Source organism: Enterobacter sp. JUb54, from assembly GCF_014298075.1.
GTDB classification, from domain to species: domain Bacteria; phylum Pseudomonadota; class Gammaproteobacteria; order Enterobacterales; family Enterobacteriaceae; genus Klebsiella; species Klebsiella lignicola.
Genome location: NZ_CP060418.1, coordinates 3,505,160 through 3,527,440 on the forward strand (window position 1 = coordinate 3,505,160; position 22,281 = coordinate 3,527,440).

A 22,281-nucleotide genomic window follows, 5' to 3' on the forward strand; every position below is an offset into this window, starting at 1 on the left:
TCTTCGAATATGTGCGTTAACACGCAAACTGGCCTTCTGATTGCGTGTCACACCGGTAAATCGCACTTATGCTTAAAGCCAGACCAAGTGGTCGGATCACCTGCATATAATAAGGACCCATCATGACCCTACGTACATTTCTGGCGGCTTCCTGCCTCCTGTTCCCGCTGATAGCGTCAGCGCATAACTTTGTTGATGGCCAGCGCGTCGCGCCGGTTGGCATAGCCGACCGGGGAGAATTAATGCTGGATAATGATAAGTTTAGCTACAAAAACTGGAATAGCTCGCAGCTGGCAGGAAAAGTTCGCGTGGTGCAACACATCGCCGGGCGCACCTCGGCAAAAGAGAAAAACGCCACATTGATCGAGGCGATCAAGGCGGCGAAATTCCCGCACGATCGCTACCAGACCACCACCATCGTCAATACCGATGATGCCATCCCAGGCTCCGGTATGTTCGTGCGCAGCAGCATTGAGAGCAACAAACAGCTCTACCCCTGGTCGCAGTTTATTGTCGACAGCAACGGCCTGGCCCGCAAAGCCTGGCAGCTGCAGGAAGATAGTTCAGCCATTGTCGTGCTGGATAGCGAGGGCCGCGTGCAGTGGGCCAAAGATGGCGCACTCACCCAGGAGGAAGTGCAGCAGGTGGTCGCGCTGCTGCACAAACTGCTTAGTAAATAGAGACCCGGAAGCCGGGGTTGAGGAACGACTCACGCGGCGTGTAGTCCAGAGTACGCCCCTGCCAGTCGTGAACGTGCGCCCCGGCAGCAACCGCAACCGCATGACCAGCCGCGGTATCCCAGGTGCTGGTCGGCCCGAAGCGCGGATAAAGCTGGGCCTGACCCTCCGCCACCAGGCAAAACTTCAGGGATGAGCCGATGGACGTGGTTTGATGTTCGCCGAGCTGCTCCAGATACTCCTGCAGTTCCGGGTCGTTGCCGTGAGAGCGGCTGATGACCACCAGCGGCGGTCGGCCATCACGCACCTGAATTTGCTTGCGCCGGCCGCACTCATCTTTCCAGGCCTTGCCGTTTTCCGCGCAGTACAGCACCTTCATCACCGGGGCATAGACCACGCCAAGCACCGGTTTACCGTTCTCAATCAGCGCAATATTGACGGTGAACTCACCGTTACGTTTGATAAATTCTTTGGTGCCATCCAGCGGATCCACCAGCCAGTAACGCTGCCAGTGTTGGCGGATGTCCCAGCCGGGCGGGTCTTCCTCAGACAGCACCGGGATGTCCGGCGTCAACGCCAGCAGGCCGCTCATAATCACGCTGTGAGCCGCGAGATCCGCCGCGGTAACCGGAGAATCATCTTTCTTGCTGGCTACGTCCATCGGTTGCTTCCCATCATAGACATCCATGATGGCATCACCTGCACGCCGTGCAAGCTCACATACTTGTTCTAACATTCTCCACCTCGTCTGGTTACAGTGGCGTTAACTCGTTGTTTTAGTTATATCGCATCGGTGCGAGTTCCGCTATCTGTGATAGTAATGGCGGTTTCATCGTGCAAATTTCGGCATGATTCACACTTCTGTAAGCAACAGAATGTACATACATTTTCTACTGTGCCATTGCTCATGAAAAGGATGCCTCTGATGATGAAGTTTAGCGTAACGTTACTGGCCACGCTGGTCGCGGCCAGCGTGAACGCCGCCACCGTCGATCTGCGGATCATGGAAACCACCGATCTGCACAGCAATATGATGGATTTCGATTATTACAAAGACGCCGCCACCGAAAAGTTTGGTCTGGTTCGCACCGCCACGCTTATCGAAAAAGCCCGCCAGGAGGTCAAAAACAGCGTGCTGGTCGATAACGGCGACGTTATTCAGGGAAGCCCGCTGGGCGACTATATGGCGGCAAAAGGGCTCAACAAAGGCGATGTTCATCCGGTCTATAAGGCGATGAATACCCTGGATTACACAGTGGGCAACCTCGGCAATCACGAATTCAACTATGGCCTCGATTTCCTGCACAAGGCGCTGGCCGGGGCGACGTTCCCCTACGTGAACGCCAACGTTATCGATAGCAAAACCGGCCAGCCGATGTTCACGCCGTACCTGATCAAAGAGACCCAGGTTCAGGACAGCGATGGCAAAACCCAGACGCTACGCATCGGCTATATCGGCTTTGTGCCGCCGCAAATTATGACCTGGGATAAAGCTAATCTCAGCGGTAAAGTCAGCGTCAACGACATCACCGAAACCGCGCGGAAATACGTGCCGGAAATGCGTGAAAAAGGCGCCGATGTGGTGGTGGTCATTGCCCACTCCGGGCTCTCCGCCGATCCGTACCAGGCGATGGCGGAAAACTCGGTGTACTACTTAAGCCAGGTGCCCGGCGTGGATGCCATTATGTTCGGCCACGCGCATGCGGTATTCCCGGGGAAAGATTTCGCCAGCATTAAGGGCGCGGATATCGAAAAAGGCACGCTGAACGGCATTCCCGCCGTGATGCCCGGCATGTGGGGCGACCACCTGGGCATCGTCGATTTGGTGCTGAATAACGATGCTGGCCACTGGCAGGTCGCGCAGGCCAAAGCTGAAGCGCGCCCGATCTATGACGCGGTGGCGAAGAAATCGCTGGCGGCAGAAGACGCGAAGCTGGTGCAGGTGCTCAAAGCCGATCACGATGCAACCCGTGAGTTCGTCAGCAAACCCATCGGCCAGTCTGCCGATAACATGTACAGCTACCTGGCGCTGGTGCAGGATGACCCCACCGTGCAGGTGGTAAACATGGCGCAGAAGGCCTATGTCGAACACTATATTCAGGGCGATCCGGATCTGGCGAAACTGCCGGTGCTCTCCGCCGCCGCGCCGTTTAAAGTTGGCGGTCGTAAGAACGACCCGGCCAGCTTCGTCGAAGTCGAAAAGGGCCAGCTCACCTTCCGTAACGCCGCCGACCTGTACCTCTATCCCAATACGCTGGTGGTAATGAAAGTCAGCGGCAAAGAGGTCAAAGAGTGGCTGGAATGTTCCGCCGGACAGTTCAATCGCATCGACCTGACCAGCAGCAAACCGCAGTCATTAATCAACTGGGACGGTTTCCGCACCTATAACTTTGATGTGATTGACGGTGTGAACTACCAGATTGATGTCAGCCAGCCGGCGCGCTACGACGGCGAATGCCAGATGGTTAACCCGCAGGCGGAACGCATTAAGGATCTGACCTTTAACGGTAAACCTGTCGACCCGACCGCCACCTTCCTCGTCGCCACCAATAACTATCGCGCCTACGGCGGCAAGTTTGCCGGTACCGGCGATAGCCATATTGCGTTTGCTTCCCCTGACGAAAACCGCTCGGTACTGGCGGCATGGATCGGCGCCGAATCGAAAAAATCCGGTGCTATTCACCCGTCCGCCGATAATAACTGGCGCCTGGCGCCGCTTCACGGCACGGTGCCGTTGGATATTCGCTTTGAGACCTCGCCGGGTGAGAAAGCGGCGGCGTTCATCAAAGAAAAAGCACAGTATCCGATGCACCAGGTTGCCACCGACGATATCGGCTTTGCCATTTACCAGCTGGATCTGGGTCAGTCGAAGCCTTAAACCTCAGCCACCTGCTCGTGGTTCGCCAGAACCGCGGGCAGGTTCAGCTCGATCCAGTCGGCCAGCGCCGCCACTTTCTCGCTTACCTGCTCGCCAAGCGGGGTCAGGCTATACTCGACGTGTGGCGGCACCACCGGTCTGGAGAGCCGATTGATAAAGCCATCCTGCTCCAGCGCCTGCAGCGATTGCGCCAGCATTTTTTCACTCACGCCGCCCATCTTACGACGCAGCTCGCTAAAACGATGGGTACCGCCGCGTAACGCCACCAGAATTAAGACTCCCCAGCGGCTGGTCACATGTTTAAGCACGTCGCGTGACGGGCACTGCTCGGCAAACAGGTTACCGTCGCGCAGCTGTTCACTCAGAGTGGGATTCACGTTCTTCATACTTACCTTTTTGTACGTACTTACTAAAAGTTAGCTAAGGTGTTAGCTTACCACAACTGCTACTGAACACGAAGGAGAAGACCCATGATCGCAATTACCGGCGCTACCGGCCAGCTTGGCCACCTGGTACTACAGAATCTGTTACAGACCACCGCGGCCAGCCAGATTGTGGCCATTGTGCGTAACCCGGCGAAAGCCGAATCCCTGAGCCAACAAGGCGTGGTGGTTCGCCAGGCCGACTACACCGACGAAGCCGCATTTACCGCCGCCCTGCAGGGTGTGGACAAGCTGCTGCTGATCTCCTCCAATGAAATCGGCCAGCGCACGCCGCAGCACCGTAACGTCATCAATGCCGCTAAAGCGGCCGGCGTGAAATTCATTGCCTACACCAGCCTGCTGCACGCGGATACCTCTCCGCTGGGCCTGCACGTTGAGCATGTGGAGACCGAGAAATTACTCGCCGACTCCGGCATCCCTTACGCACTGCTGCGCAACGGCTGGTACACCGAGAACTATCTCGCCAGCGCCCCGCCGGCACTGGAGCATGGCGTCTTTATCGGTGCTGCCGGTGAAGGGAAAATCGCCACGGCAACCCGTGCCGATTATGCCTTAGCGGCAGCGCGCGTGATCGCCGAAGAGGGCCACGCCGGGAAAGTGTATGAGCTGGCCGGCGATAACGCCTGGACCCTGAGCGAACTGGCCGCAGAGCTGAGCAAGCAAAGCGGTAAAAACGTGGTCTATCAGAATCTCAGTGAAGCCGATTTTGCGGCGGCGCTGAAGAGCGTTGGCCTGCCAGCCGGACTGGCGGAGATGCTCGCCGATTCGGACAGCGGCGCCGAAAAAGGCGGCCTGTTTGACGACAGTCATACCCTGAGCACGCTGATTGGCCGTCCGACGACTTCGCTGGCGGAAAGCATCAGCGCCATTCTGTAACCGTTGCAAAAAGGTTAATTTTTGTAGCATCCCGGCGGGTCATCCCCAATAATAACTGGAGATCCGTCGGGAGTGACTCAATGCAGGGCGTACCGGAACAGTTCAACGATGAGAGAGACAGCGCGCGCTTTCGCCATCTGGCGCAGGTGCCCGGCGTTGAGCTGTATCATGCCCATATTTCCCGCTACGCCTTCGAACCCCATACTCACGAAGCCTTCGGTATTGGCGCGATAGAGCTGGGCGCCGAGCGCTTTCGCTATCGCGGCAGCCAGTACGTCGCCCCGGTAAACTCCATCGTCACCATGAACCCGGATGAACTGCACACCGGTGAAGCGGCGACCGCTGACGGCTGGCGCTACAGAATGGTCTATCTGGAGCCTGACAAGCTGGAAGAGATCACCGGCGTACGCCACTGGTGGTTTAGCGAGGTGGTACGCCAGGATCCCCGACGCTCGCAGCAACTGTGCCAGCTGATTTATGGCTTATGGCACACCGATGACCCGCTGGCCCAGCAGGGACTGTTGCTGGACCTGATCGATACCTTCCGCCCGCTGGCCCATCACGCGCCGGTGCTGGCTGAAGCCTCCCACCGCTTCGAGCGGGTGCGCGACTATCTGCACGACAACTATATGCACGCCGTCTCGCTGGATGAGCTGGCACAGGTTGCCGCCCTGAGCCCATACCATTTTCAGCGCCAGTTTAAGGCCCACTTCCACGTCACGCCGCATCAGATGCTGATGGCCATTCGCCTGTGGCGAGCCAAAGCCTTCCTCACCCACGGTATGCCCGCCGCCGAAGTGGCCGCCGCCGCTGGCCTGACCGATCAGTCGCACCTGACCCGCGCCTTTACCCGCCGCTACGGCATCACCCCGGTTCGCTATCAAAAGCAGGTCGCCCGGCGCTAATGCGCAACCTCATACAATATTTCCGCCCCACCCTCTTCTACACTTTACGCCAACTGAAACGAGTGCGGATGATGTGATGATTAGCGGTGTGTTGTATGCCCTGTTGGCAGGGCTGATGTGGGGACTGATCTTTGTCGGCCCGGTGCTGATCCCGGAATACCCGGCGGTGCTGCAATCGATGGGGCGCTATCTGGCGCTGGGGCTGATTGCGCTGCCGCTGGCCTGGCTGGGTCGCGCGCGACTGCGTCAGCTGTCGGGACGAGACTGGTGGACGGCGCTGGGGCTGACCATGATGGGCAATCTTATCTATTACGTCTGCCTTGCCAGCGCCATCCAGCGCACCGGCGCGCCGGTATCGACCATGATTATCGGCACGCTGCCGGTGGTGCTGCCGGTGATGGCAAACCTGCTCTATAGCCAGCGTGATGGCAAACTGCCGTGGCGACGCCTGTTCCCGGCGCTCTCCTGCATTGCCATCGGCCTGGTATGCGTCAACATCGCTGAACTTCGCCAGGGCCTGCCCAACTTCAGCGTCTGGCGCTATGGTTCCGGCATTGGGCTGGCGTTGATCTCCGTGGCCTGCTGGGCGTGGTACGCCTTACGTAATGCCCGCTGGCTGCGGGAAAACCCGGACAAGCATCCGATGATGTGGGCGACGGCGCAGGCGCTGGTGACCTTACCGGTTTCGCTGGCGGGCTATCTGGTTGCCTGTGGGTGGTTGCAGGCTCAACAGGCCGACTTCCCGCTTCCCTTCGGCCCGCGGCCGGTGCTTTTCGTGACGCTGATGCTGGCTATTGCCGTGCTCTGTTCGTGGGTGGGCGCCTTGTGCTGGAACATCGCCAGCCAGAAGCTTCCTACGGTGATCCTCGGGCCGCTGATCGTCTTCGAAACGCTGGCCGGCCTGCTGTATACCTTCCTGCTGCGGCAAAGCATGCCGCCGCTGCTGACCCTGAGCGGCATTCTGCTGCTGGTGATCGGCGTGGTCTACGCGGTGCGCTCCCGACCACAAAAATTGCCGGTGCTGGAGCCGGTCTGCGGGCATAAAAAATAGCCTGGTATCCTAAAGGGGTATTCCTTTATCTATAAGATGCATTTAATATGCATCTTATATTTTTAAAGACGAGGTATCCGCTATGGCTTTTCGTGACCAACCTTTAGGCGAACTGGCGCTGACTATCCCGCGCGCCTCCGCGTTATTCCGTAAATATGACATGGACTACTGCTGCGGCGGCAAGCAGACGCTGGATCGCGCGGCAACGCGCAAAGACCTGGACGTCGCGGTGATTGAAGCCGAGCTGGCGCAGCTGGCAGAAACACCGGTAGAACGCGACTGGCGTGTCGTGCCGTATGCGGAAATCATCGACCACATTATCGTGCGTTACCACGACCGCCACCGCGAGCAACTGCCGGAGCTTATCCTGCAGGCCACCAAAGTTGAGCGTGTGCATGCTGACAAACCCAACGTGCCCGTCGGCCTGACAAAATACCTGACCATGCTGCACCAGGAGCTCTCCAGCCACATGATGAAAGAGGAACAGATCCTGTTCCCGATGATTAAGCAGGGCATGGGGACGCAAGCCGCAGGGCCTGTCAGCGTCATGGAAAGCGAACACGACGAAGCGGGTGAGCTGCTGGAGGTGATTAAGCACGTCACCAACAATGTGACGCCGCCGCCGGAAGCCTGCACCACCTGGAAAGCGATGTACAACGGCATTAATGAACTGATTGACGATCTGATGGAACACATCAGCCTGGAGAACAACGTGCTGTTCCCGCGCGCCCTCGCCGGAAACTAACAAAAAAGGCGCCCGCAGGCGCCCTCGACAGTGTCAGTCTTATTGGCCACCGCAGTGGCCTTTTTTATGCCCGTCTCCCTACGGGCCGTTGCAAGCAACGTTAAAAATCTCTGCCGAAGATTTTTATTTCGCCAGACGCTTCTTACCGGCAAAGAACCAACCCACCGCCAGCAGAACGAACCACAGCGGCGTCACAATCAGCGCTTCGCGAGTGTCCGCTTCCAGCGTCAGCAGTACCAGAACGAAGACGAAGAAGGCCATACAAACCCAGCACATCAGTTTGCCCAGCGGCATCTTGTATTTCGACTGCTCATGCAGCTGCGGACGCTTTTTGCGGTAGACCAGATAGGAGCAGAGGATAATGGTCCAGACGAACATAAACAGGATCGCCGACACCGTGGTAATCATGGTGAACGCAGCAATCACGCTCGGGTTAACCATCAGCATCACCACACCGCCCAGCAGGCACATGCAGGAGAAGGTCAGCCCTTTCGCCGGTACCGCACGCTTCGACAGCTTGGCAAACATCGACGGCGCCTGACCATCCTGCGCCAGACCGAACAGCATACGGCTGGTCGAGAACACGCCGCTGTTGGCCGAAGAAGCGGCCGATGTCAGCACCACAAAGTTAATCAGGCTGGCGGCAGCCGGCAGGCCCACCAGCACAAACAGCTCGACGAACGGGCTCTTGCTCGGTACCACGGAGCTCCACGGCGTCACCGACATAATCACGATCAGCGCGAAGACGTAGAACATGATGATACGCAGCGGGATAGAGTTAATCGCGCGCGGCAGAGATTTCTCCGGATCTTTGGTTTCCGCAGCGGTGGTGCCCACCAGCTCAATACCGACAAACGCAAAGACCGCGATCTGGAAGCCGGCAAAGAACCCGCTGATGCCTTTCGGGAACCAGCCGCCGTCATTCCACAGATGGGCAAACGACGCCTCAACACCGGTCGGCGATTTGAAATGCATCATCACCATCACCAGGCCGACAACAATCAGCCCCACGATAGCGACGATTTTGATCATCGCGAACCAGAACTCCATTTCACCGAACATTTTCACGGTGGCCAGGTTAAGGCTCAGCAGCAGCAGGATAACCGCCAGCGAGGCCACCCAGTCGGACAGCCCGGGGAACCAGAACTGGGCGTAGGCGGTAATGGCCACCACGTCGGCCATCCCGGTCACGACCCAACAGAACCAATAGGTCCAGCCGGTAAAATACCCTGCCCACGGCCCCAGCAGGTCGGCGGCAAAATCGCTGAATGATTTATATTCGAGGTTCGACAGCAGTAATTCGCCCATGGCACGCATAACGAAAAACAGCATAAAGCCGATGATCATATAAACAAAAATGATGGATGGACCGGCAAGGCTGATGGTTTTGCCGGAGCCCATAAACAGCCCGGTACCAATGGCGCCACCGATAGCAATAAGCTGGATATGTCGATTCGTGAGATTTCGCCGTAGCGATTGTTCAGTCGGAGCCTGCTCTGCGGCAGCGACTTTAACCTGATCTACCATGTGATTTTCTTCCTGTTGTACCTGTCTGTGTTGTTCAGGCTCTGATGGCCCGTCATTCGCTATTGCCCTGAAAATGGGCTTATCGATATTAGGTAAGAATCGGAGGGATGAATACTATGATTTAGATATAATGTTAAATATATGTTTAAAGTGAGTGTTATATCACCCCAGTCACGCGAAACAGCTCACAAAAATACACCTAAAACGCGAGCGAGCAATATAAAACACCAGCAAACTCTCAACTTAAGTTTTTTTCGCTATTTTTAGTCGCTTCCTCCCCCAAACGGGAGAGGAAGCCCCTGCTGTTTAGATAATATCCAGCAGTTCAACTTCAAAAATCAGGGTGCTGAACGGAGGAATGGATGCACCAGCACCGCGCTCGCCATAGGCCAGCTCGTGCGGAATAGTCAGTTCCCATTTGGAACCGACCGGCATCAGGGTCAGCGCTTCAATCCAGCCGCCGATAACGCCGGTTACCGGGAATTCAGCCGGTTCGCCGCGCGCCACAGAGCTGTCAAACACGGTACCGTCGATCAGTTTACCGGTGTAATGCACGCGTACGCGGTCGGTACGTGCCGGGATCGCGCCTTCGCCCTGGGTCAGAACGCGGAACTGCAGACCGGATTCGGTGCTGTTCACACCTTCACGCTCGCGGTTTTCATCCAGGTATTTCTGGCCATCAGCCGCCATTTCCTGGAAACGTTCGCGACGCACTGCATCAGCACGCTCGTGAATTTCACGCAGCGCGCGGTGAACGGCTTCCACCGGCACCTGCGGCTGATTGCCTTCCAGCGCATCAGCAATGCCGGCAACCAGTGCTTCCGGCAGCAGCCCCTGCAGGCCAGATTCGCTCAGCTGTTGTCCAACCTGCAAGCCAATACCATAACTTGCCTGCGCTTCAATCGTGTCAAAAGTCGGGGTTGCCATCTTTGTTCCTTTGTTGGGTGAGAGTTTCATACTCCACGGCTTCATGCGACAGCAGCGGAAAAAGCCGGAATAGATACCCTGGATAATTCGAGTGCAGCCAACGCGCCTGCAACCTGAAGTATGACGGGTATAAAGTGGTGGGAAGCATATCAGCCATAGCACGACGGGTAAAACTTTGTCGCGGAGATGATGACAAATCTAAGGGAAACAGAAACAATAGGAGATATCAGGTTAACCTCACGAAACATATCTTTGTCTCGGCCATCAGGAAGTTAGCCATCTATACTCTACTGAGCAGGATAAAAATATGCGGAGCAGGAGGAAAGCCATGCCCGGGCGCTTTGATATCACACCTACCCTGGCGAAGATCTGGCACGCCCCGGATCATATTCGCATCATGGATCCGCTGCCGCCAATGCATCGTCGGGGCATTATTGCCGGCGCGTTGCTGGTGATTATCGGCATACTGCTGCCTTCAGAGGATAGCAGCAGCCCAATGCAAAATAGCCGCGAAGCCAGTATCGACCTGCAATCACAGTCCCAGCCGCAGTCGGCCCAGCAGGGCATGCCGCTGCCGCCTATTACCAACACGCCTACGGTCAATGATGCCGACCAAATGGCCCCGGTGGCGCCTGAGCCTGTTCAGGATGAGCCGATGGACCAGGGCCAGAGTCAAAGCCAGGCCTACTCTCAGCCACAGCAGCAGCAACAACAACAGCAATCCGCGCCGGGGATTGAGCAACAGTGGCGCACCTACCGCATCGAAGCCGGTAAAACCCTGGCTCAGCTGTTCCGCGACCATAATCTTCCGCCGACTGACGTCTACGCCATGGCCCAGGTCGAAGGCGCGGGTAAGCCGTTAAGTTCGCTGCAAACCGGGCAGACGGTGCAGATTCGCCAGAATGCCAACGGTGTGGTGACGGGTCTGACGATTGATACCGGCAGCGGGCAGCAGGTGCTGTTCACCCGCCAGGCGAATGGCAGCTTTATCCGCGCACGATAACGCGCGCTAAAGCATGTGGCATAGCCGGGTGTGTCACCCGGCCTGCCTGGATTTTTTGACGCGCGGCGTCCCTTCTCTGTTTACCCACCGAATCCCGACACAAACCAGCACCAGCGCAATCACATATTTGATCTCAAAGATGTTCTCACCGAGGAAAATCGCTGACAGCACGGTTCCGGCAACCGGGATCACAAAGTTAAACGGCGCAATCATACTGACGCGATTGTGCTTGAGTAATACGCTCCACACTGCAAAAGCCACCGAAGAGAGTAGCGTCAGATAGGCGAGCACCAGCAGCGCCGTGGTGCTGTGGATAACCAACTCGCCACCGGTGAAGTAACCCCCAACCAGCAACACCAGACCGCCAAACGCCAGCTGCCAGCCGGTCATCACCGTGGGATCGACCGTTTGTGAAATACGCTTTCCGTAGAGTGTCGCCGCCGACAGAATAAACGCCGCCAGCACCACAAAACCGTCCCCCTGCCAGACAAAGCTAAAATCGCTCAGCGAATGGCTAAAGTTCACCAGCATCACGCCGGTAAAGCCGAGAATACAGCCGATGGCTTTGTTGTAGCTCAGTTTGTCGTTCTGATAGATAAAGTGCGCCAGCAAGACGCTAAAGAAGGTCCCGGTGGCGTTCATGATCGAGCCCTTCACGCCGGTGGTAAACGCCAGCCCGATGTAGAAGAAAATGTACTGCAGGGAGGTTTGCGTTACGCCAAGTATCGCCAGCTGTGCACATTGCCGGGGATTCAGGCGCGCAACCGGTTTTCGTTGTGCCAGGGCAAAGAGCAGCAACAGCAACCCGGCAAACAGGAAACGGTAACCTGCAAAGACCAGTTTTGACGGCACATCATCGGTGGCGATATGAAACAGTTCATAGCCGCTTTTTATTGCCGGATAAGAGCTTCCCCATAATAAACAACACAGGGTTGCACAGGCGTAAGCCACTTTCTTACGGGAAAAAACTGAGGGGGCATCCATTCGCGTCACCAAAAATAAAATAGCGTTTTATTTTATTATCCAGAAAGCACGCGGAATAGCCACCATACAAGGAAAAGATTGTTCAAAGACGTGATGCAGAAAAGCAAAACGCCGGCACAAGGCCGGCGTCTCGACGCGAACTCAGTAATAAATTACTCAGCTACAACGTTTACAACCAGTTTCGCGAATACTTCGCTGTGAACCTGGAAGTCCACTTCGTGCTCACCGGTGGTGCGCAGAACGCCGTTCGGCAGACGAACTTCGCTCTTAGCGACGGCAACGCCAGCTGCAGTTACAGCGTCAGCGATGTCGCGGGTACCGATGGAACCGAACAGTTTACCTTCGTCGCCTGATTTAGACGCGATGGTAACGTTGCCCAGTGCATTGATTGCTTCAGCACGTGCGTTAGCAGCAGCCAGGACGTCAGCCAGTTTAGCTTCCAGTTCTGCGCGGCGCGCTTCGAAGAATTCAACGTTTTTCTTGGTAGCAGGAACAGCTTTACCCTGCGGTACCAGGAAGTTACGAGCATAACCCGCTTTAACGTTAACCTGATCACCCAGGCTACCCAGGTTTGCTACTTTATCAAGCAGAATAACTTGCATTACCTTATCCTCTTAAAGTCGTTAATAGACGGCGGCCGATTACTGATGACGATCAGTGTATGGCAGCAGGGACAGGTAGCGAGCGCGCTTGATGCAGCGAGCCAGCTGACGCTGGTATTTTGCACGAGTACCGGTGATACGGCTCGGGACAATTTTACCGCTTTCGGTAATGTAGTTTTTCAGCGTAGCGATGTCTTTGTAATCAATCTCTACAACGCCTTCCGCGGTGAAACGGCAGAACTTGCGACGACGGAAATAACGTGCCATTTGGCTAGTCTCCAGAATCTATCAATTCAATCTGCTCGGCATGCAGAACCATTTTGCTCAGGCCGTTCTTTGCCTTGTGGCAAGAAATGAACCCCCGAACGATTACTGCACTACCGACCGTTATACTGTGAGTAATGGCCTGGTTTTGGTGTCCGCTAATAATAACGGGCATTTGGCACCATGCCTGCCGGTGAAAACCGGCTTCCTCCTGCACTGAACGATGCTCAAGCACGAACTGGCAGTGTGGAATTCCTGACGGGCTGACCTTACGAATTGGCGTCCTGCATATAATGCCGGACAGCTCCAGACGATTGGTCATCAGGATTACTCTTCAGAATCCCCAGCTTCGGAATCATCTGCGGTTTCGTTTGCGAAATCTTCGCGACGCTCACGGCGCTCGTCTTTCGCTTTAACCATCGGAGATGCTTCGGTAACAGCGTGCTTAGTACGCATTACCATGCTGCGGATAACGGCGTCGTTGAAGCGGAAGTTTGTTTCCAGCTCATCGATCGCTTCCTGCGGGGCTTCAACGTTCAGCAGAACGTAGTGAGCTTTGTGCAGTTTGTTGATCGGGTAAGCCAGCTGACGGCGGCCCCAGTCTTCCAGACGGTGGATCGTACCTTCTGCTGCAGTGATTGCACCAGTGTAACGTTCGATCATACCCGGAACCTGTTCGCTCTGGTCAGGATGGACCATAAAAACGATTTCGTAATGACGCATCGAATTGCTCCTTACGGATTATTCAGCCTCCTGTCTGGGTCAGCCGCGGCCCATGGAGGCAAGGAACGTGGTTAAAGGGCGGCTGAAAAATTGACGCGTCATAATACGTACGAAAGCCAATTAAGACAAGCAAATTGCGCAAATAATTCGCACTATCCGCAAAGCCGTATTAAGTCAGTGATTTAAAATTAATCAACAACGGTAGCGACGTTTTTTTGAACAACTCCATCAGAAATGGTCGCGATGCCGCGACAGCCAGAGATTACACTTAAGTCAAAGCCATCGATAACCCAAGAGGACCCCGGATTAACGCCAGCATGGCCGACAGAACGTCAGGAGCGTAGAGTATGAAAAACATCATCATTGCTGCATTGGCTGCTGTCTTACTGAGCGCGAGCGCGCAGGCAGCCATCAAGATCGATGGGCGCCAGGCACGGAATATGGACGATGTGCAGAGCCTTGGCGTTATCTATATCAACCATAATATGGCGACTGAACAAGAAGCCGATCAGGCTCTGAATCAGTTGAGCGATGCGCGAGGCGCAAAATACTTCCAGCCAATCCTGATTCACGAACCGGAAAGCAACGGTCTGATACACGCAGAAGCGGCGATTTACCGCTAACCCCTCTGAATCGTTGACTTCGCCCGACCACAAGGGCGAAGTCTTAATGCGATTGATAATTATTTTATTTATGACTTATCAGCATCACCGTAACCTGATTTAATCCCCTTTTAATCGCATGATTATCCGGAGTCATTCATGGTTTCGCGTTTTGCCACGCTAAGTCGTATCCCCAAAGGCGTGTGGGTTCTTGGTGGCGTTAGCTTGCTGATGGATGTGTCATCAGAGATGATCCACAGCCTGCTCCCGCTGTTTATGGCCACTACCCTGGGGGCCAGCGTCATTATTATCGGAATTATCGAAGGCGTTGCTGAAGCCACCGCGCTGATGCTAAAAGTCTTTTCCGGCGTCATCAGCGATTATGTGGGCAAACGCAAAGGGCTGGCGCTACTCGGCTACGGCCTGGGGGCGCTGAGCAAGCCGCTTTTCGCCATAGCTCCCACCTCCGGCGTGGTGTTTAGCGCCCGGATGATCGACCGTGTCGGCAAAGGCATCCGTGGAGCGCCAAGGGATGCGCTGGTCGCCGACGTCACGCCGCCGGAAATCCGCGGCGCCGCCTACGGGCTGCGTCAGGCGCTGGATACCATTGGCGCGTTTCTGGGGCCGCTGCTTGCCGTCGCGCTGATGTTCCTGTGGGATAACGATTTCCAGTCTATTTTCTGGGTCGCAGTGATCCCCGCCGCGCTCTCTATCGCGTTACTGGGCTTTGGGTTAAAAGAGCCAAAAACGCCGGTCGCCCAAAAACGCACGAATCCCCTGCGCCGCGAGAATCTAAAAAAGCTGTCCGCCGCCTACTGGTGGGTGGTGGCGATCGGCTCAATCTTTACCCTCGCCCGCTTCAGCGAAGCCTTTCTGGTTCTGCGCGCCCAGCAGATGGAAATCCCGTTGTTCGCCATCCCGTTGGTGATGGTCGCGATGAATCTGGTTTACAGCCTGACCGCCTATCCATTCGGTAAGTTATCGGACAGCATGAGCCACAGCAAAATGCTGCAATGGGGCCTGCTGGTGCTGATCGCCGCCGATATCGTACTGGCGCTCAGCGGCCACTGGAGCACGCTTCTTGCGGGCGTCGCGCTGTGGGGCATTCATATGGGGATGACGCAGGGTCTGCTGGCGGCGATGGTGGCACATACTGCTCCGCCGGAGTTGCGCGGCACCGCCTTCGGGATGTTCAACCTGATGAGCGGCATCGCGCTGCTGCTGGCGAGCGCCGGAGCCGGGGTGCTGTGGGAAGTTTTTGGCGCCGCCTCGACGTTTTACGCCGGCGCGATAATCTGCGTCCTGACGCTGATTGGCATGCGCTGTATGCCATCCGCTTACCAGCAAAACTAAGCCGGACGCCAGGACAGAAAGCGATCCTCAAGCACTTTGAGGATCGGCTTTCAGGTGATTGCCGTTTACAGATGACGCTGGAAAAACGCCACCGTTGCCGTTAGCGCTTCCGGCGTGATCCGGTGGCCCACGCCGTGCTGCCAGACGCAGGTCAGATCCGCACTGTCCTGTAGCGCCTGCTGCAGGCGGAACGTCCCTTCAGGGGGCACAATATCGTCCTCCTCACCGTGCCATAGCAGCAGCGGTCTGTCAGCCACCGCGCTGAGATCGTGGTCAACGTCCCATTCTGCAAGCTGCTCAACATCGAATTCCGGAGACGGAAACAGGCTCTGCGAGAGCGAGGTAAAATAGCCGGAGCCCATCAGACAGGCCACGCTTTTCAGCTCCCGATGATGGGTCATGATCCCCAGCGCCGCCATTCCGCCCATCGACGCCCCACCGACACCCAACCGTTCACCCTCGACCCAACCTTGTGCGAAAACCGCTTCGCGCAGCGCAGGAAACTCGCGAAAGCTGTGCAGCAGAATCGGCCAGAAACGCTGCATCCGCCCGCCTTCATCCCCATCGTAACGCGCACCATGCTCCGCGGCATCGGGCATGATCACCCGAAAACCGGCCTCCGCCAGCGCCACGGCGAAGTAGCTATATACCCACTTCGAGGAGGTAAAACCATGATAAAATATGATGCAGGGCAACGGTTTATCCAGCGCATCCTGCGGGCAGGCGTGCAGCACTTCTCCCCCCGCGAGGTGACGTACTTCAAGAGCAATCATTGACCATCTCCTTTCACTCAAGGGGTGACATGCCCGGAAGCGACATATTCACCAGGAAACCAGGTTCACGGTGATTCATAATGTTGAGAACCAGATTACGCTTTCACGATATTTTCATTCGAAATTCGCGTTCGAGATAACACTTCGGGAACATTCCCCGGAAATGACATTCAGGCTACCACTACACTATGACTATCAGGAAACGAGATATGGTTATGCGTAGGTTTACACCGTGGTTACTGGTTCTCGCCTTAACTGGCTGTAGTGCCCTACAGGGAACGCCAGAAGCGCCGCCACCCGCAACCGACCATCCGCAAGAGATCCAGCGTAATCAGACGCAGGGTCTACAGAAGATAGGAACAGTGAGCGTCTTACTGTATGGCTCACCGATGGATGTAGAAGCTGCGCTAAAAGTCAAAGCAGAGACAGCGAAAGCGGATTACTACGTCATCATTATGATTGATGACACCATGGTTCCCGGCCAGTGGTATTCGCAGGCGATTTTATACCGTAAGTAACGGTTAAAATTTAACCCAGATTTACACTGCTTTGCATCCATTCACGTTCTCCTGTGCATAATAACGTTCAGCCAGCCATACCCTGGCAGAACGTTAGCAACGGACTGCCCTCAGGACTACGTGAAATGGAGCTGACGATGAAACGATCTTTTACCCTACCCAGTCTGCTGCTGAGCGCAGCAACTGCCAACACCACGGCACAATCAGCGGAATTCGCTAGTGCGGATTGCGTCACTGGCCTGAATGAAATTGGCCTGATTTCCGTGAATAACATTGCCGGCAGCCAGCAGGACGTTGAACATGCCATCGCCGTGAAGGCCGATGAGCAAGGCGCGTCGTGGTACCGCATCGTACAGATGTACGAAGAGCAGCAGCCGGATAACTGGCGGGTACAGGCGATTCTCTACGCCTGAGGCGCCTGGCGCCCACGTCCCATCGCACGTAGCAATAAATCGTCCAGCGTCGGCGCATCCAGACGCATACCGCCGCGCGTGTCGAGCATCATCCGACACCAGGCTTCCGCCAGCGGCGGTGAGGCGTAACGCAGCATCTGCGCCCCGACACCGAGCATATAAACCAGACGGGTAATCTCTCTGCCCTGCTCTTCAGCGGGACGCCGTAACAGCTGCTGCAGCTGCCGCCAGGCACGGTCAAAGTGACGATTCTGCCCTTTCACCTCGGCACACTCTGCCGCCAGCAGCTCCAGCGCCGCCGGATGCTTGCTCAACACCCGCATCACATCCAGGCACATAATATTACCGGAGCCTTCCCAGATGCTGTTGACCGGCATCTCGCGATACAGACGCGGTAGCTCACTCTCTTCGCAGTAGCCAATGCCGCCCAGCACCTCCATCGCCTCCGCAACAAACGGCATCCCGGCTTTACAGATGGCAAATTTCGCCGCCGGCGTCCACAACCGGGCCCACAGCACCTCGTTAACATCATCACGGCGATCCCACGCCCGCGCCAGGCGGAACATAAAGGCGGTTTGCCCTTCCAGACGCAGCGCCATCTGACCCAGCACCTGGCGCATCATCGGCTGATCGACCAGGTATTTACCGAAGGCCTGGCGTTGCAGCGCATGGTACAGCGCGACCGAGTACGCCCGGCGCATTAAGGCGTGGCTACCCAGCGCACAATCGAAACGGGTCAGGCCGCCCATTTTCAGGATCTGCCGCACACCATCGCCTTCATCGCCAATCAGCCAGCCATGGGCCTCAAACAGCTCCACTTCGCTGCTGGCGTTAGCGCGATTCCCCAGCTTATCTTTTAGCCGTTCGAGGTGCAGCGCATTACGCTGCCCGTCGGGAAGCAAGCGGGGCACGAAAAAGCAGGAGAGACCTTCCGGCGCCTGGGCCAGCACCAGATGCGCATCGCTTTGCGGAACCGAGAAAAACCACTTATGTCCGGTCAGAAGGTAAAAACCTTCCGCCGTTTTTTCTGCCCGGGTGGTGTTAATCAGAACGTCAGATCCCCCCTGCTTTTCCGTCATTCCCATGCCAATTAACACCCCGCGTTTCTGCTGGCCTGGGGCAAGGTGCGGATCGTAGCGGTCGCTTAGCAGCGGTGACAGCCAGTCGCTGAACGGTTCAGGCACCGCGCGCTGCAACAGCGGTGTGGCGGCGAAGGTCATGGTTATCGGGCACAATGTCCCTGCCTCCACCTGAGCGTGGAGCAAAAAGCGGGCGGCACGCGCGACAAACGCCCCGCTGCGGGCCTCGTCCTGCCAGGCGAGATTATGGACCTGGTTTGCGCAAAGCCCCTGCATCAACAGGTGCCAGGCAGGGTGAAAACGGACATCATCCAGCCGGTTGCCGCTGGCATCGTAGCGTAGCAGCTCCGGCGGATTGCTGTTCGCCAGCCTCCCCAGCTCCAGCGATTCCGCGGTCCCCAACTGCTGGCCGATACTGGCCAGTAAATCGCTATCCCATCCCGCACCTTCGCGCCCTACCGCTTCGCGCAGGGCGGTATCCGACAGGAACAGGTTGCTATTGCACAGCGGCGTGGGTTGATTAAAGACGGTGTGCGTCTGCCAGTGCATGGTGTTTCCCTCCCTCAATGGCGTTGCCATTAAGTATGGTCACCCTGAACCAACCTCGCCCGCGAAAGCAGTCACAAAAAAACCATCCCGAGGGATGGTTTTGCATTTTTGCGCTTAGCGAAACAAGGTGTTTAGCTACGCTGGCGCACCGCTTCAAACAGGCAAATACCGGTCGCCACCGAGACGTTCAGGGAAGAAACGCTGCCGGCCATCGGGATGCTGATCAGCTCATCGCAATGTTCGCGGGTCAGACGACGCATGCCTTCGCCTTCTGCGCCCATCACCAGCGCCATCGGGCCGGTCATTTTGCTCTGGAACAGCGTGTGGTCAGCTTCACCGGCGGTCCCGACGATCCAGACGTTCTCTTCCTGCAGCAAACGCATGGTGCGTGCCAGGTTTGTCACGCGGATAAGCGGGACATTCTCTGCCGCGCCACAGGCAACTTTTTTCGCCGTTGCGTTGAGCTGTGCAGAGCGGTCTCTCGGCACAATCACCGCATGAACGCCGGCGGCATCCGCGCTACGCAGGCAGGCGCCCAGGTTGTGCGGGTCGGTGACGCCATCCAGAATCAGCAGGAACGGCTGATCGAGGGAGGCCAGCAGGTCAGGCAGATCGTTCTCCTGGTACTGCCGTCCCGGTTTCACGCGGGCGATGATCCCCTGATGTACTGCCCCTTCGCTTTTCTCGTCAAGGAACTGACGGTTAGCGACCTGAATCACCACACCCTGCGCTTCCAGGGCGTGAATCAACGGCAGCAGACGTTTATCTTCACGGCCTTTCAGAATATAAACTTCCTGAAAACGCTCTGGAGCGCGTTCAAGCAGGGCCTGCACCGCGTGGATGCCGTAAATCATTTCACTCATTGATGTACTCGTTACGTGTTGGTATTGCCGTTTCGGCCTTGCAGACCGGGCGCCCCGGTCTGCAACATTGATCGATGCTTATTCAGCGACTTTTTTCTTCGCCGCGCGCTTCGCCTTGGTCGCCGCCGCGATTTTCTGCGTCTTGGCTGACGGTTTTTTAGCGCTCTTGTCTTTCTTCGCTTTCGCCGGCTTCGGTTTACCCTTATCACCACGGAAAGCGCTGTCTGGCTCGAAGTTCACCTGCTTGCCCGCCTGGCGACGACGGCCAGAAGGTTTACCTGCGGTGTTCGCCTTTTTGGTTTTCTCCCGCGCGGTCTTACCGACGTTGCGCGGACCGCGTTCGCTGGAGATCAGCGAGAAGTCGATCTTACGCTCGTCCATATTGACCGCTTCCACCCGGACTTCCACGCGGTCGCCCAGACGGTAAGTCTGGCCACCGGATTCGCCGATCAAGCGTTGCCCGACCTGATCGAAACGATAGTAGTCATTATCGAGGGAAGAAACATGAACCAGGCCATCGATAAACAGTTCATCAAGACGCACGAAGAAACCAAAGCCGGTGACGCTGGCAATCACGCCTTTGAAGACGTTGCCCACCTGATCCAGCATGAAATCACATTTCAGCCAGTCAGACACTTCACGGGTGGCCTCATCGGCACGGCGCTCGGTCATCGAGCAGTGCGCGCCCAGCTGCAGCATTTCGTCCATGCTGTAGTGCCAGCCGCCGGTTTCGGTGCTGTTGCCCTTATGACCCTGCTCTTTCGCCAGCAGATACTTGATCGCCCGGTGCAGCGACAGATCCGGGTAACGACGAATCGGTGAAGTGAAGTGGGCATAGGACTGCAGCGCCAGGCCAAAGTGACCACGGTTTTCCGGATCGTACACCGCCTGCTTCATGGAGCGCAGCAGCATCGTCTGCAGCATTTCATGATCCGGACGGTCAGCAATCGAAATCAGCAGTTCAGCATAGTCTCGCGGCTCTGGCTTATTCCCGCCAGGTAGCTCCAGACCCAGTTCCGCCAGCACGGAGCGGAACGCGGTGATCGCTTCGGTGCTCGGCTTATCGTGAATACGGAACAGCGCGGGCTCCAGCGCCTTCTCAACGAAACGCGCGGCGGAGATGTTCGCCAGAATCATGCACTCTTCAATCAGCTTGTGCGCATCGTTACGCTGCGTCTGCTCAATGCGTTCGATACGACGTTCAGCGTTGAAGATGAACTTCGCTTCTTCACTCTCAAATGAGATCCCACCGCGTTCTTCACGGGCGCTATCCAGCACTTTATAGAGAGTGTGAAGTTCTTCAATATGCTTCACCAGCGGCGCATAGTGCTCACGCAGTTCCTGATCGCCCTGCAGCATATGCCACACTTTGGTATAGGTCAGGCGCGCGTGTGAACTCATCACCGCTTCATAGAATTTATATCCGGTCAGGCGCCCTTTGGAGGAGATGGTCATCTCACACACCATGCACAGGCGATCGACCTGCGGGTTCAGGGAGCACAGGCCGTTGGAAAGCACTTCCGGCAGCATCGGGACAACCTGAGACGGGAAGTAGACCGACGTTCCGCGGCTACGCGCTTCCGCATCCAGCGGCGTGCCGGGGCGGACATAGTAGCTGACATCAGCAATCGCAACCCACAGGCGCCAGCCGCCACCGCGTTTTTTCTCACAGTAGACCGCATCATCGAAATCGCGGGCATCTTCGCCATCGATCGTGACCAGCGGCAGGTCACGTAAGTCTACGCGGCCCACTTTGGCCTCTTCCGGTACCTGTTCTTTCAGCACCGAGACCTGTTTTTCCACCGCCGGTGGCCAGGTATAAGGGATTTCGTGGGTGCGCAGCGCCATATCGACCGCCATGCCGGTGCCCATGTTGTCGCCCAGCACTTCAACGATTTTGCCGATGGCTTTGGTTCGACGGGTCGGGCGTTGGGTCAGTTCAACCACCACCACAAAGCCCATCCGCGCGCCCATGACTTCTTCCGGCGGAATTAAGATATCAAAGCTCAGACGGCTGTCGTCGGGCACGACGAAACCGACGCCGGCGTCAGTGAAGTAGCGGCCGACAATCTGGCTGGTTTTCGGCACCAGAATACGCACCACGCGCGCTTCGCGACGGCCTTTACGATCGGCACCCAGCGGCTGCGCCAGGATCTGATCGCCATGAATACACATTTTCATCTGCTCGGAAGAGAGATAAAGGTCGTCTTTGCGTCCTTCGACGCGCAGGAAGCCGTAGCCATCGCGGTGGCCGATAACGGTGCCTTTAAGCAGGTCCAGACGTTCCGGCAGCGCGTAGCACTGGCGACGGGTAAAGACCAGTTGTCCGTCACGCTCCATCGCGCGCAAACGACGACGCAGCCCTTCGAGCTGCTCTTCTCCTTCGATATTCAGTTCTATCGCCAGCTCTTCGCGGCTGGCCGGTTTTTCACGTTTTGTTAAATGATCGAGGATAAATTCCCGGCTTGGGATTGGATTCGCATACTTTTCAGCTTCGCGGTCCTGGAAAGGATCTTGTGACATGTC

Annotated in this window: 24 protein-coding genes; 11 read left to right on the forward strand and 13 right to left on the reverse strand. The window is 56.6% G+C overall.

What is annotated here, in order from left to right:
- Positions 1 to 122: 122 nt before the first annotated feature.
- Positions 123 to 680, forward strand: a complete 558-nt coding sequence (locus tag HF679_RS16125) for a YtfJ family protein (protein WP_187042222.1) — start codon at positions 123 to 125, stop codon at positions 678 to 680.
- Here HF679_RS16125 and cysQ read toward each other — a convergent pair.
- Positions 670 to 1,413 carry a 3'(2'),5'-bisphosphate nucleotidase CysQ gene (cysQ, locus tag HF679_RS16130; protein WP_123757870.1) on the reverse strand — a complete coding sequence of 248 codons (744 nt, stop codon included), beginning with the start codon at positions 1,411 to 1,413 and terminating at the stop codon, positions 670 to 672. The genes HF679_RS16125 and cysQ overlap by 11 nt on opposite strands.
- Before the next feature lie 189 nt (positions 1,414 to 1,602).
- Between cysQ and HF679_RS16135 the strand changes: the two genes are divergently transcribed.
- The gene (locus HF679_RS16135) at positions 1,603 to 3,555 is read left to right on the forward strand and encodes a bifunctional 2',3'-cyclic-nucleotide 2'-phosphodiesterase/3'-nucleotidase (protein ID WP_123757869.1); all 1,953 of its coding nucleotides are present in this window, start codon (positions 1,603 to 1,605) and stop codon (positions 3,553 to 3,555) included.
- Here HF679_RS16135 and HF679_RS16140 read toward each other — a convergent pair.
- Complete coding sequence (locus HF679_RS16140) at positions 3,552 to 3,941, reverse strand: winged helix-turn-helix transcriptional regulator (RefSeq protein ID WP_123757868.1); 390 nt, start codon at positions 3,939 to 3,941, stop codon at positions 3,552 to 3,554. The genes HF679_RS16135 and HF679_RS16140 overlap by 4 nt on opposite strands.
- A gap of 84 nt (positions 3,942 to 4,025) precedes the next feature.
- Between HF679_RS16140 and HF679_RS16145 the strand changes: the two genes are divergently transcribed.
- The 4 genes from HF679_RS16145 to ytfE all read left to right on the forward strand — a co-directional run bounded on the left by HF679_RS16145 (position 4,026) and on the right by ytfE (position 7,575).
- On the forward strand, positions 4,026 to 4,874 hold the full coding sequence (locus HF679_RS16145; protein WP_123757867.1) for an SDR family oxidoreductase: 849 nt from the start codon (positions 4,026 to 4,028) through the stop codon (positions 4,872 to 4,874).
- A gap of 80 nt (positions 4,875 to 4,954) precedes the next feature.
- The gene (locus HF679_RS16150) at positions 4,955 to 5,779 is read left to right on the forward strand and encodes an AraC family transcriptional regulator (protein ID WP_123757866.1); all 825 of its coding nucleotides are present in this window, start codon (positions 4,955 to 4,957) and stop codon (positions 5,777 to 5,779) included.
- A gap of 76 nt (positions 5,780 to 5,855) precedes the next feature.
- The gene (locus HF679_RS16155; protein WP_123757865.1) at positions 5,856 to 6,830 is read left to right on the forward strand and encodes a DMT family transporter; all 975 of its coding nucleotides are present in this window, start codon (positions 5,856 to 5,858) and stop codon (positions 6,828 to 6,830) included.
- A gap of 82 nt (positions 6,831 to 6,912) precedes the next feature.
- A complete protein-coding gene (gene ytfE, locus HF679_RS16160; protein WP_123757864.1) occupies positions 6,913 to 7,575 on the forward strand; it encodes an iron-sulfur cluster repair protein YtfE in 663 nt (220 codons plus the stop codon).
- A 123-nt stretch (positions 7,576 to 7,698) separates the two neighbouring features.
- Here the strand turns inward: ytfE and cycA are convergent, their stop codons facing one another.
- Together cycA and fklB are read right to left on the reverse strand one after the other, a co-directional pair.
- Complete coding sequence (gene cycA, locus HF679_RS16165; protein WP_123757863.1) at positions 7,699 to 9,102, reverse strand: D-serine/D-alanine/glycine transporter; 1,404 nt, start codon at positions 9,100 to 9,102, stop codon at positions 7,699 to 7,701.
- Positions 9,103 to 9,408: 306 nt separating this feature from the next.
- Positions 9,409 to 10,029: an FKBP-type peptidyl-prolyl cis-trans isomerase gene (gene fklB / locus HF679_RS16170; RefSeq protein WP_123757862.1), complete on the reverse strand. Its 621-nt coding sequence runs from the start codon at positions 10,027 to 10,029 to the stop codon at positions 9,409 to 9,411.
- Between the two features lie 328 nt (positions 10,030 to 10,357).
- On the opposite strand from fklB, the gene HF679_RS16175 reads away from it, so the two are divergent.
- Positions 10,358 to 11,032: a LysM-like peptidoglycan-binding domain-containing protein gene (locus HF679_RS16175; RefSeq protein ID WP_187042223.1), complete on the forward strand. Its 675-nt coding sequence runs from the start codon at positions 10,358 to 10,360 to the stop codon at positions 11,030 to 11,032.
- 33 nt (positions 11,033 to 11,065) lie between these two features.
- On the opposite strand, the gene HF679_RS16180 is transcribed toward HF679_RS16175, so the two are convergent.
- The 5 genes from HF679_RS16180 to rpsF all read right to left on the reverse strand — a co-directional run bounded on the left by HF679_RS16180 (position 11,066) and on the right by rpsF (position 13,605).
- Complete coding sequence (locus HF679_RS16180; protein WP_123757860.1) at positions 11,066 to 12,016, reverse strand: DMT family transporter; 951 nt, start codon at positions 12,014 to 12,016, stop codon at positions 11,066 to 11,068.
- 152 nt (positions 12,017 to 12,168) lie between these two features.
- Positions 12,169 to 12,618: a 50S ribosomal protein L9 gene (rplI, locus tag HF679_RS16185; RefSeq protein ID WP_041143727.1), complete on the reverse strand. Its 450-nt coding sequence runs from the start codon at positions 12,616 to 12,618 to the stop codon at positions 12,169 to 12,171.
- A gap of 39 nt (positions 12,619 to 12,657) precedes the next feature.
- Entirely contained in the window at positions 12,658 to 12,885 is a 228-nt protein-coding gene (gene rpsR / locus HF679_RS16190; protein WP_002210155.1) for a 30S ribosomal protein S18, read from the reverse strand.
- Positions 12,886 to 12,889: 4 nt separating this feature from the next.
- Complete coding sequence (gene priB / locus HF679_RS16195; RefSeq protein ID WP_041143726.1) at positions 12,890 to 13,204, reverse strand: primosomal replication protein N; 315 nt, start codon at positions 13,202 to 13,204, stop codon at positions 12,890 to 12,892.
- Between the two features lie 5 nt (positions 13,205 to 13,209).
- The gene (rpsF, locus tag HF679_RS16200) at positions 13,210 to 13,605 is read right to left on the reverse strand and encodes a 30S ribosomal protein S6 (RefSeq protein WP_004098001.1); all 396 of its coding nucleotides are present in this window, start codon (positions 13,603 to 13,605) and stop codon (positions 13,210 to 13,212) included.
- A 347-nt stretch (positions 13,606 to 13,952) separates the two neighbouring features.
- Between rpsF and HF679_RS16205 the strand changes: the two genes are divergently transcribed.
- On the forward strand, positions 13,953 to 14,228 hold the full coding sequence (locus tag HF679_RS16205) for a DUF1471 domain-containing protein (RefSeq protein WP_123757859.1): 276 nt from the start codon (positions 13,953 to 13,955) through the stop codon (positions 14,226 to 14,228).
- Positions 14,229 to 14,366: 138 nt separating this feature from the next.
- Positions 14,367 to 15,560, forward strand: a complete 1,194-nt coding sequence (locus HF679_RS16210) for an MFS transporter (protein ID WP_123757858.1) — start codon at positions 14,367 to 14,369, stop codon at positions 15,558 to 15,560.
- 65 nt (positions 15,561 to 15,625) lie between these two features.
- On the opposite strand, the gene yjfP is transcribed toward HF679_RS16210, so the two are convergent.
- Positions 15,626 to 16,333 (reverse strand): esterase, encoded by a 708-nt coding sequence (yjfP, locus tag HF679_RS16215; RefSeq protein ID WP_123757857.1) that lies wholly within the window; start codon positions 16,331 to 16,333, stop codon positions 15,626 to 15,628.
- Positions 16,334 to 16,542: 209 nt separating this feature from the next.
- Here yjfP and bsmA point away from each other — a divergent pair, with 209 nt between their 5' ends.
- Both bsmA and yjfN read left to right on the forward strand, forming a co-directional pair.
- Entirely contained in the window at positions 16,543 to 16,851 is a 309-nt protein-coding gene (gene bsmA, locus HF679_RS16220) for a biofilm peroxide resistance protein BsmA (protein ID WP_222618205.1), read from the forward strand.
- A gap of 137 nt (positions 16,852 to 16,988) precedes the next feature.
- Entirely contained in the window at positions 16,989 to 17,264 is a 276-nt protein-coding gene (gene yjfN, locus HF679_RS16225; RefSeq protein WP_174509889.1) for a DUF1471 family protease activator YjfN, read from the forward strand.
- Here the strand turns inward: yjfN and HF679_RS16230 are convergent.
- The 3 genes from HF679_RS16230 to rnr form a co-directional block, all read right to left on the reverse strand.
- Positions 17,255 to 18,892 carry an isovaleryl-CoA dehydrogenase gene (locus HF679_RS16230; RefSeq protein ID WP_154145060.1) on the reverse strand — a complete coding sequence of 546 codons (1,638 nt, stop codon included), beginning with the start codon at positions 18,890 to 18,892 and terminating at the stop codon, positions 17,255 to 17,257. The two genes, yjfN and HF679_RS16230, sit on opposite strands and share 10 nt — an antisense overlap.
- 131 nt (positions 18,893 to 19,023) lie before the next feature.
- Entirely contained in the window at positions 19,024 to 19,755 is a 732-nt protein-coding gene (rlmB, locus tag HF679_RS16235; RefSeq protein WP_123757853.1) for a 23S rRNA (guanosine(2251)-2'-O)-methyltransferase RlmB, read from the reverse strand.
- A gap of 78 nt (positions 19,756 to 19,833) precedes the next feature.
- Positions 19,834 to 22,278, reverse strand: coding sequence for a ribonuclease R (gene rnr, locus HF679_RS16240; protein ID WP_123757852.1), 2,445 nt, complete (start codon positions 22,276 to 22,278; stop codon positions 19,834 to 19,836).
- Positions 22,279 to 22,281 lie beyond the last annotated feature (3 nt).

What these genes read in the sequence shown, in the direction of transcription:
- HF679_RS16125 (WP_187042222.1), top strand. Translation starts at nt 123, where the DNA reads ATGACCCTACGTACATTTCTGGCGGCTTCCTGCCTCCTGTTCCCGCTG.
- cysQ (WP_123757870.1), bottom strand. Translation starts at nt 1,413, where the DNA reads ATGTTAGAACAAGTATGTGAGCTTGCACGGCGTGCAGGTGATGCCATC.
- HF679_RS16135 (WP_123757869.1), top strand. Translation starts at nt 1,603, where the DNA reads ATGATGAAGTTTAGCGTAACGTTACTGGCCACGCTGGTCGCGGCCAGC.
- HF679_RS16140 (WP_123757868.1), bottom strand. Translation starts at nt 3,941, where the DNA reads ATGAAGAACGTGAATCCCACTCTGAGTGAACAGCTGCGCGACGGTAAC.
- HF679_RS16145 (WP_123757867.1), top strand. Translation starts at nt 4,026, where the DNA reads ATGATCGCAATTACCGGCGCTACCGGCCAGCTTGGCCACCTGGTACTA.
- HF679_RS16150 (WP_123757866.1), top strand. Translation starts at nt 4,955, where the DNA reads ATGCAGGGCGTACCGGAACAGTTCAACGATGAGAGAGACAGCGCGCGC.
- HF679_RS16155 (WP_123757865.1), top strand. Translation starts at nt 5,856, where the DNA reads ATGATTAGCGGTGTGTTGTATGCCCTGTTGGCAGGGCTGATGTGGGGA.
- ytfE (WP_123757864.1), top strand. Translation starts at nt 6,913, where the DNA reads ATGGCTTTTCGTGACCAACCTTTAGGCGAACTGGCGCTGACTATCCCG.
- cycA (WP_123757863.1), bottom strand. Translation starts at nt 9,102, where the DNA reads ATGGTAGATCAGGTTAAAGTCGCTGCCGCAGAGCAGGCTCCGACTGAA.
- fklB (WP_123757862.1), bottom strand. Translation starts at nt 10,029, where the DNA reads ATGGCAACCCCGACTTTTGACACGATTGAAGCGCAGGCAAGTTATGGT.
- HF679_RS16175 (WP_187042223.1), top strand. Translation starts at nt 10,358, where the DNA reads ATGCCCGGGCGCTTTGATATCACACCTACCCTGGCGAAGATCTGGCAC.
- HF679_RS16180 (WP_123757860.1), bottom strand. Translation starts at nt 12,016, where the DNA reads ATGGATGCCCCCTCAGTTTTTTCCCGTAAGAAAGTGGCTTACGCCTGT.
- rplI (WP_041143727.1), bottom strand. Translation starts at nt 12,618, where the DNA reads ATGCAAGTTATTCTGCTTGATAAAGTAGCAAACCTGGGTAGCCTGGGT.
- rpsR (WP_002210155.1), bottom strand. Translation starts at nt 12,885, where the DNA reads ATGGCACGTTATTTCCGTCGTCGCAAGTTCTGCCGTTTCACCGCGGAA.
- priB (WP_041143726.1), bottom strand. Translation starts at nt 13,204, where the DNA reads ATGACCAATCGTCTGGAGCTGTCCGGCATTATATGCAGGACGCCAATT.
- rpsF (WP_004098001.1), bottom strand. Translation starts at nt 13,605, where the DNA reads ATGCGTCATTACGAAATCGTTTTTATGGTCCATCCTGACCAGAGCGAA.
- HF679_RS16205 (WP_123757859.1), top strand. Translation starts at nt 13,953, where the DNA reads ATGAAAAACATCATCATTGCTGCATTGGCTGCTGTCTTACTGAGCGCG.
- HF679_RS16210 (WP_123757858.1), top strand. Translation starts at nt 14,367, where the DNA reads ATGGTTTCGCGTTTTGCCACGCTAAGTCGTATCCCCAAAGGCGTGTGG.
- yjfP (WP_123757857.1), bottom strand. Translation starts at nt 16,333, where the DNA reads ATGATTGCTCTTGAAGTACGTCACCTCGCGGGGGGAGAAGTGCTGCAC.
- bsmA (WP_222618205.1), top strand. Translation starts at nt 16,543, where the DNA reads ATGGTTATGCGTAGGTTTACACCGTGGTTACTGGTTCTCGCCTTAACT.
- yjfN (WP_174509889.1), top strand. Translation starts at nt 16,989, where the DNA reads ATGAAACGATCTTTTACCCTACCCAGTCTGCTGCTGAGCGCAGCAACT.
- HF679_RS16230 (WP_154145060.1), bottom strand. Translation starts at nt 18,892, where the DNA reads ATGCACTGGCAGACGCACACCGTCTTTAATCAACCCACGCCGCTGTGC.
- rlmB (WP_123757853.1), bottom strand. Translation starts at nt 19,755, where the DNA reads ATGAGTGAAATGATTTACGGCATCCACGCGGTGCAGGCCCTGCTTGAA.
- rnr (WP_123757852.1), bottom strand. Translation starts at nt 22,278, where the DNA reads ATGTCACAAGATCCTTTCCAGGACCGCGAAGCTGAAAAGTATGCGAAT.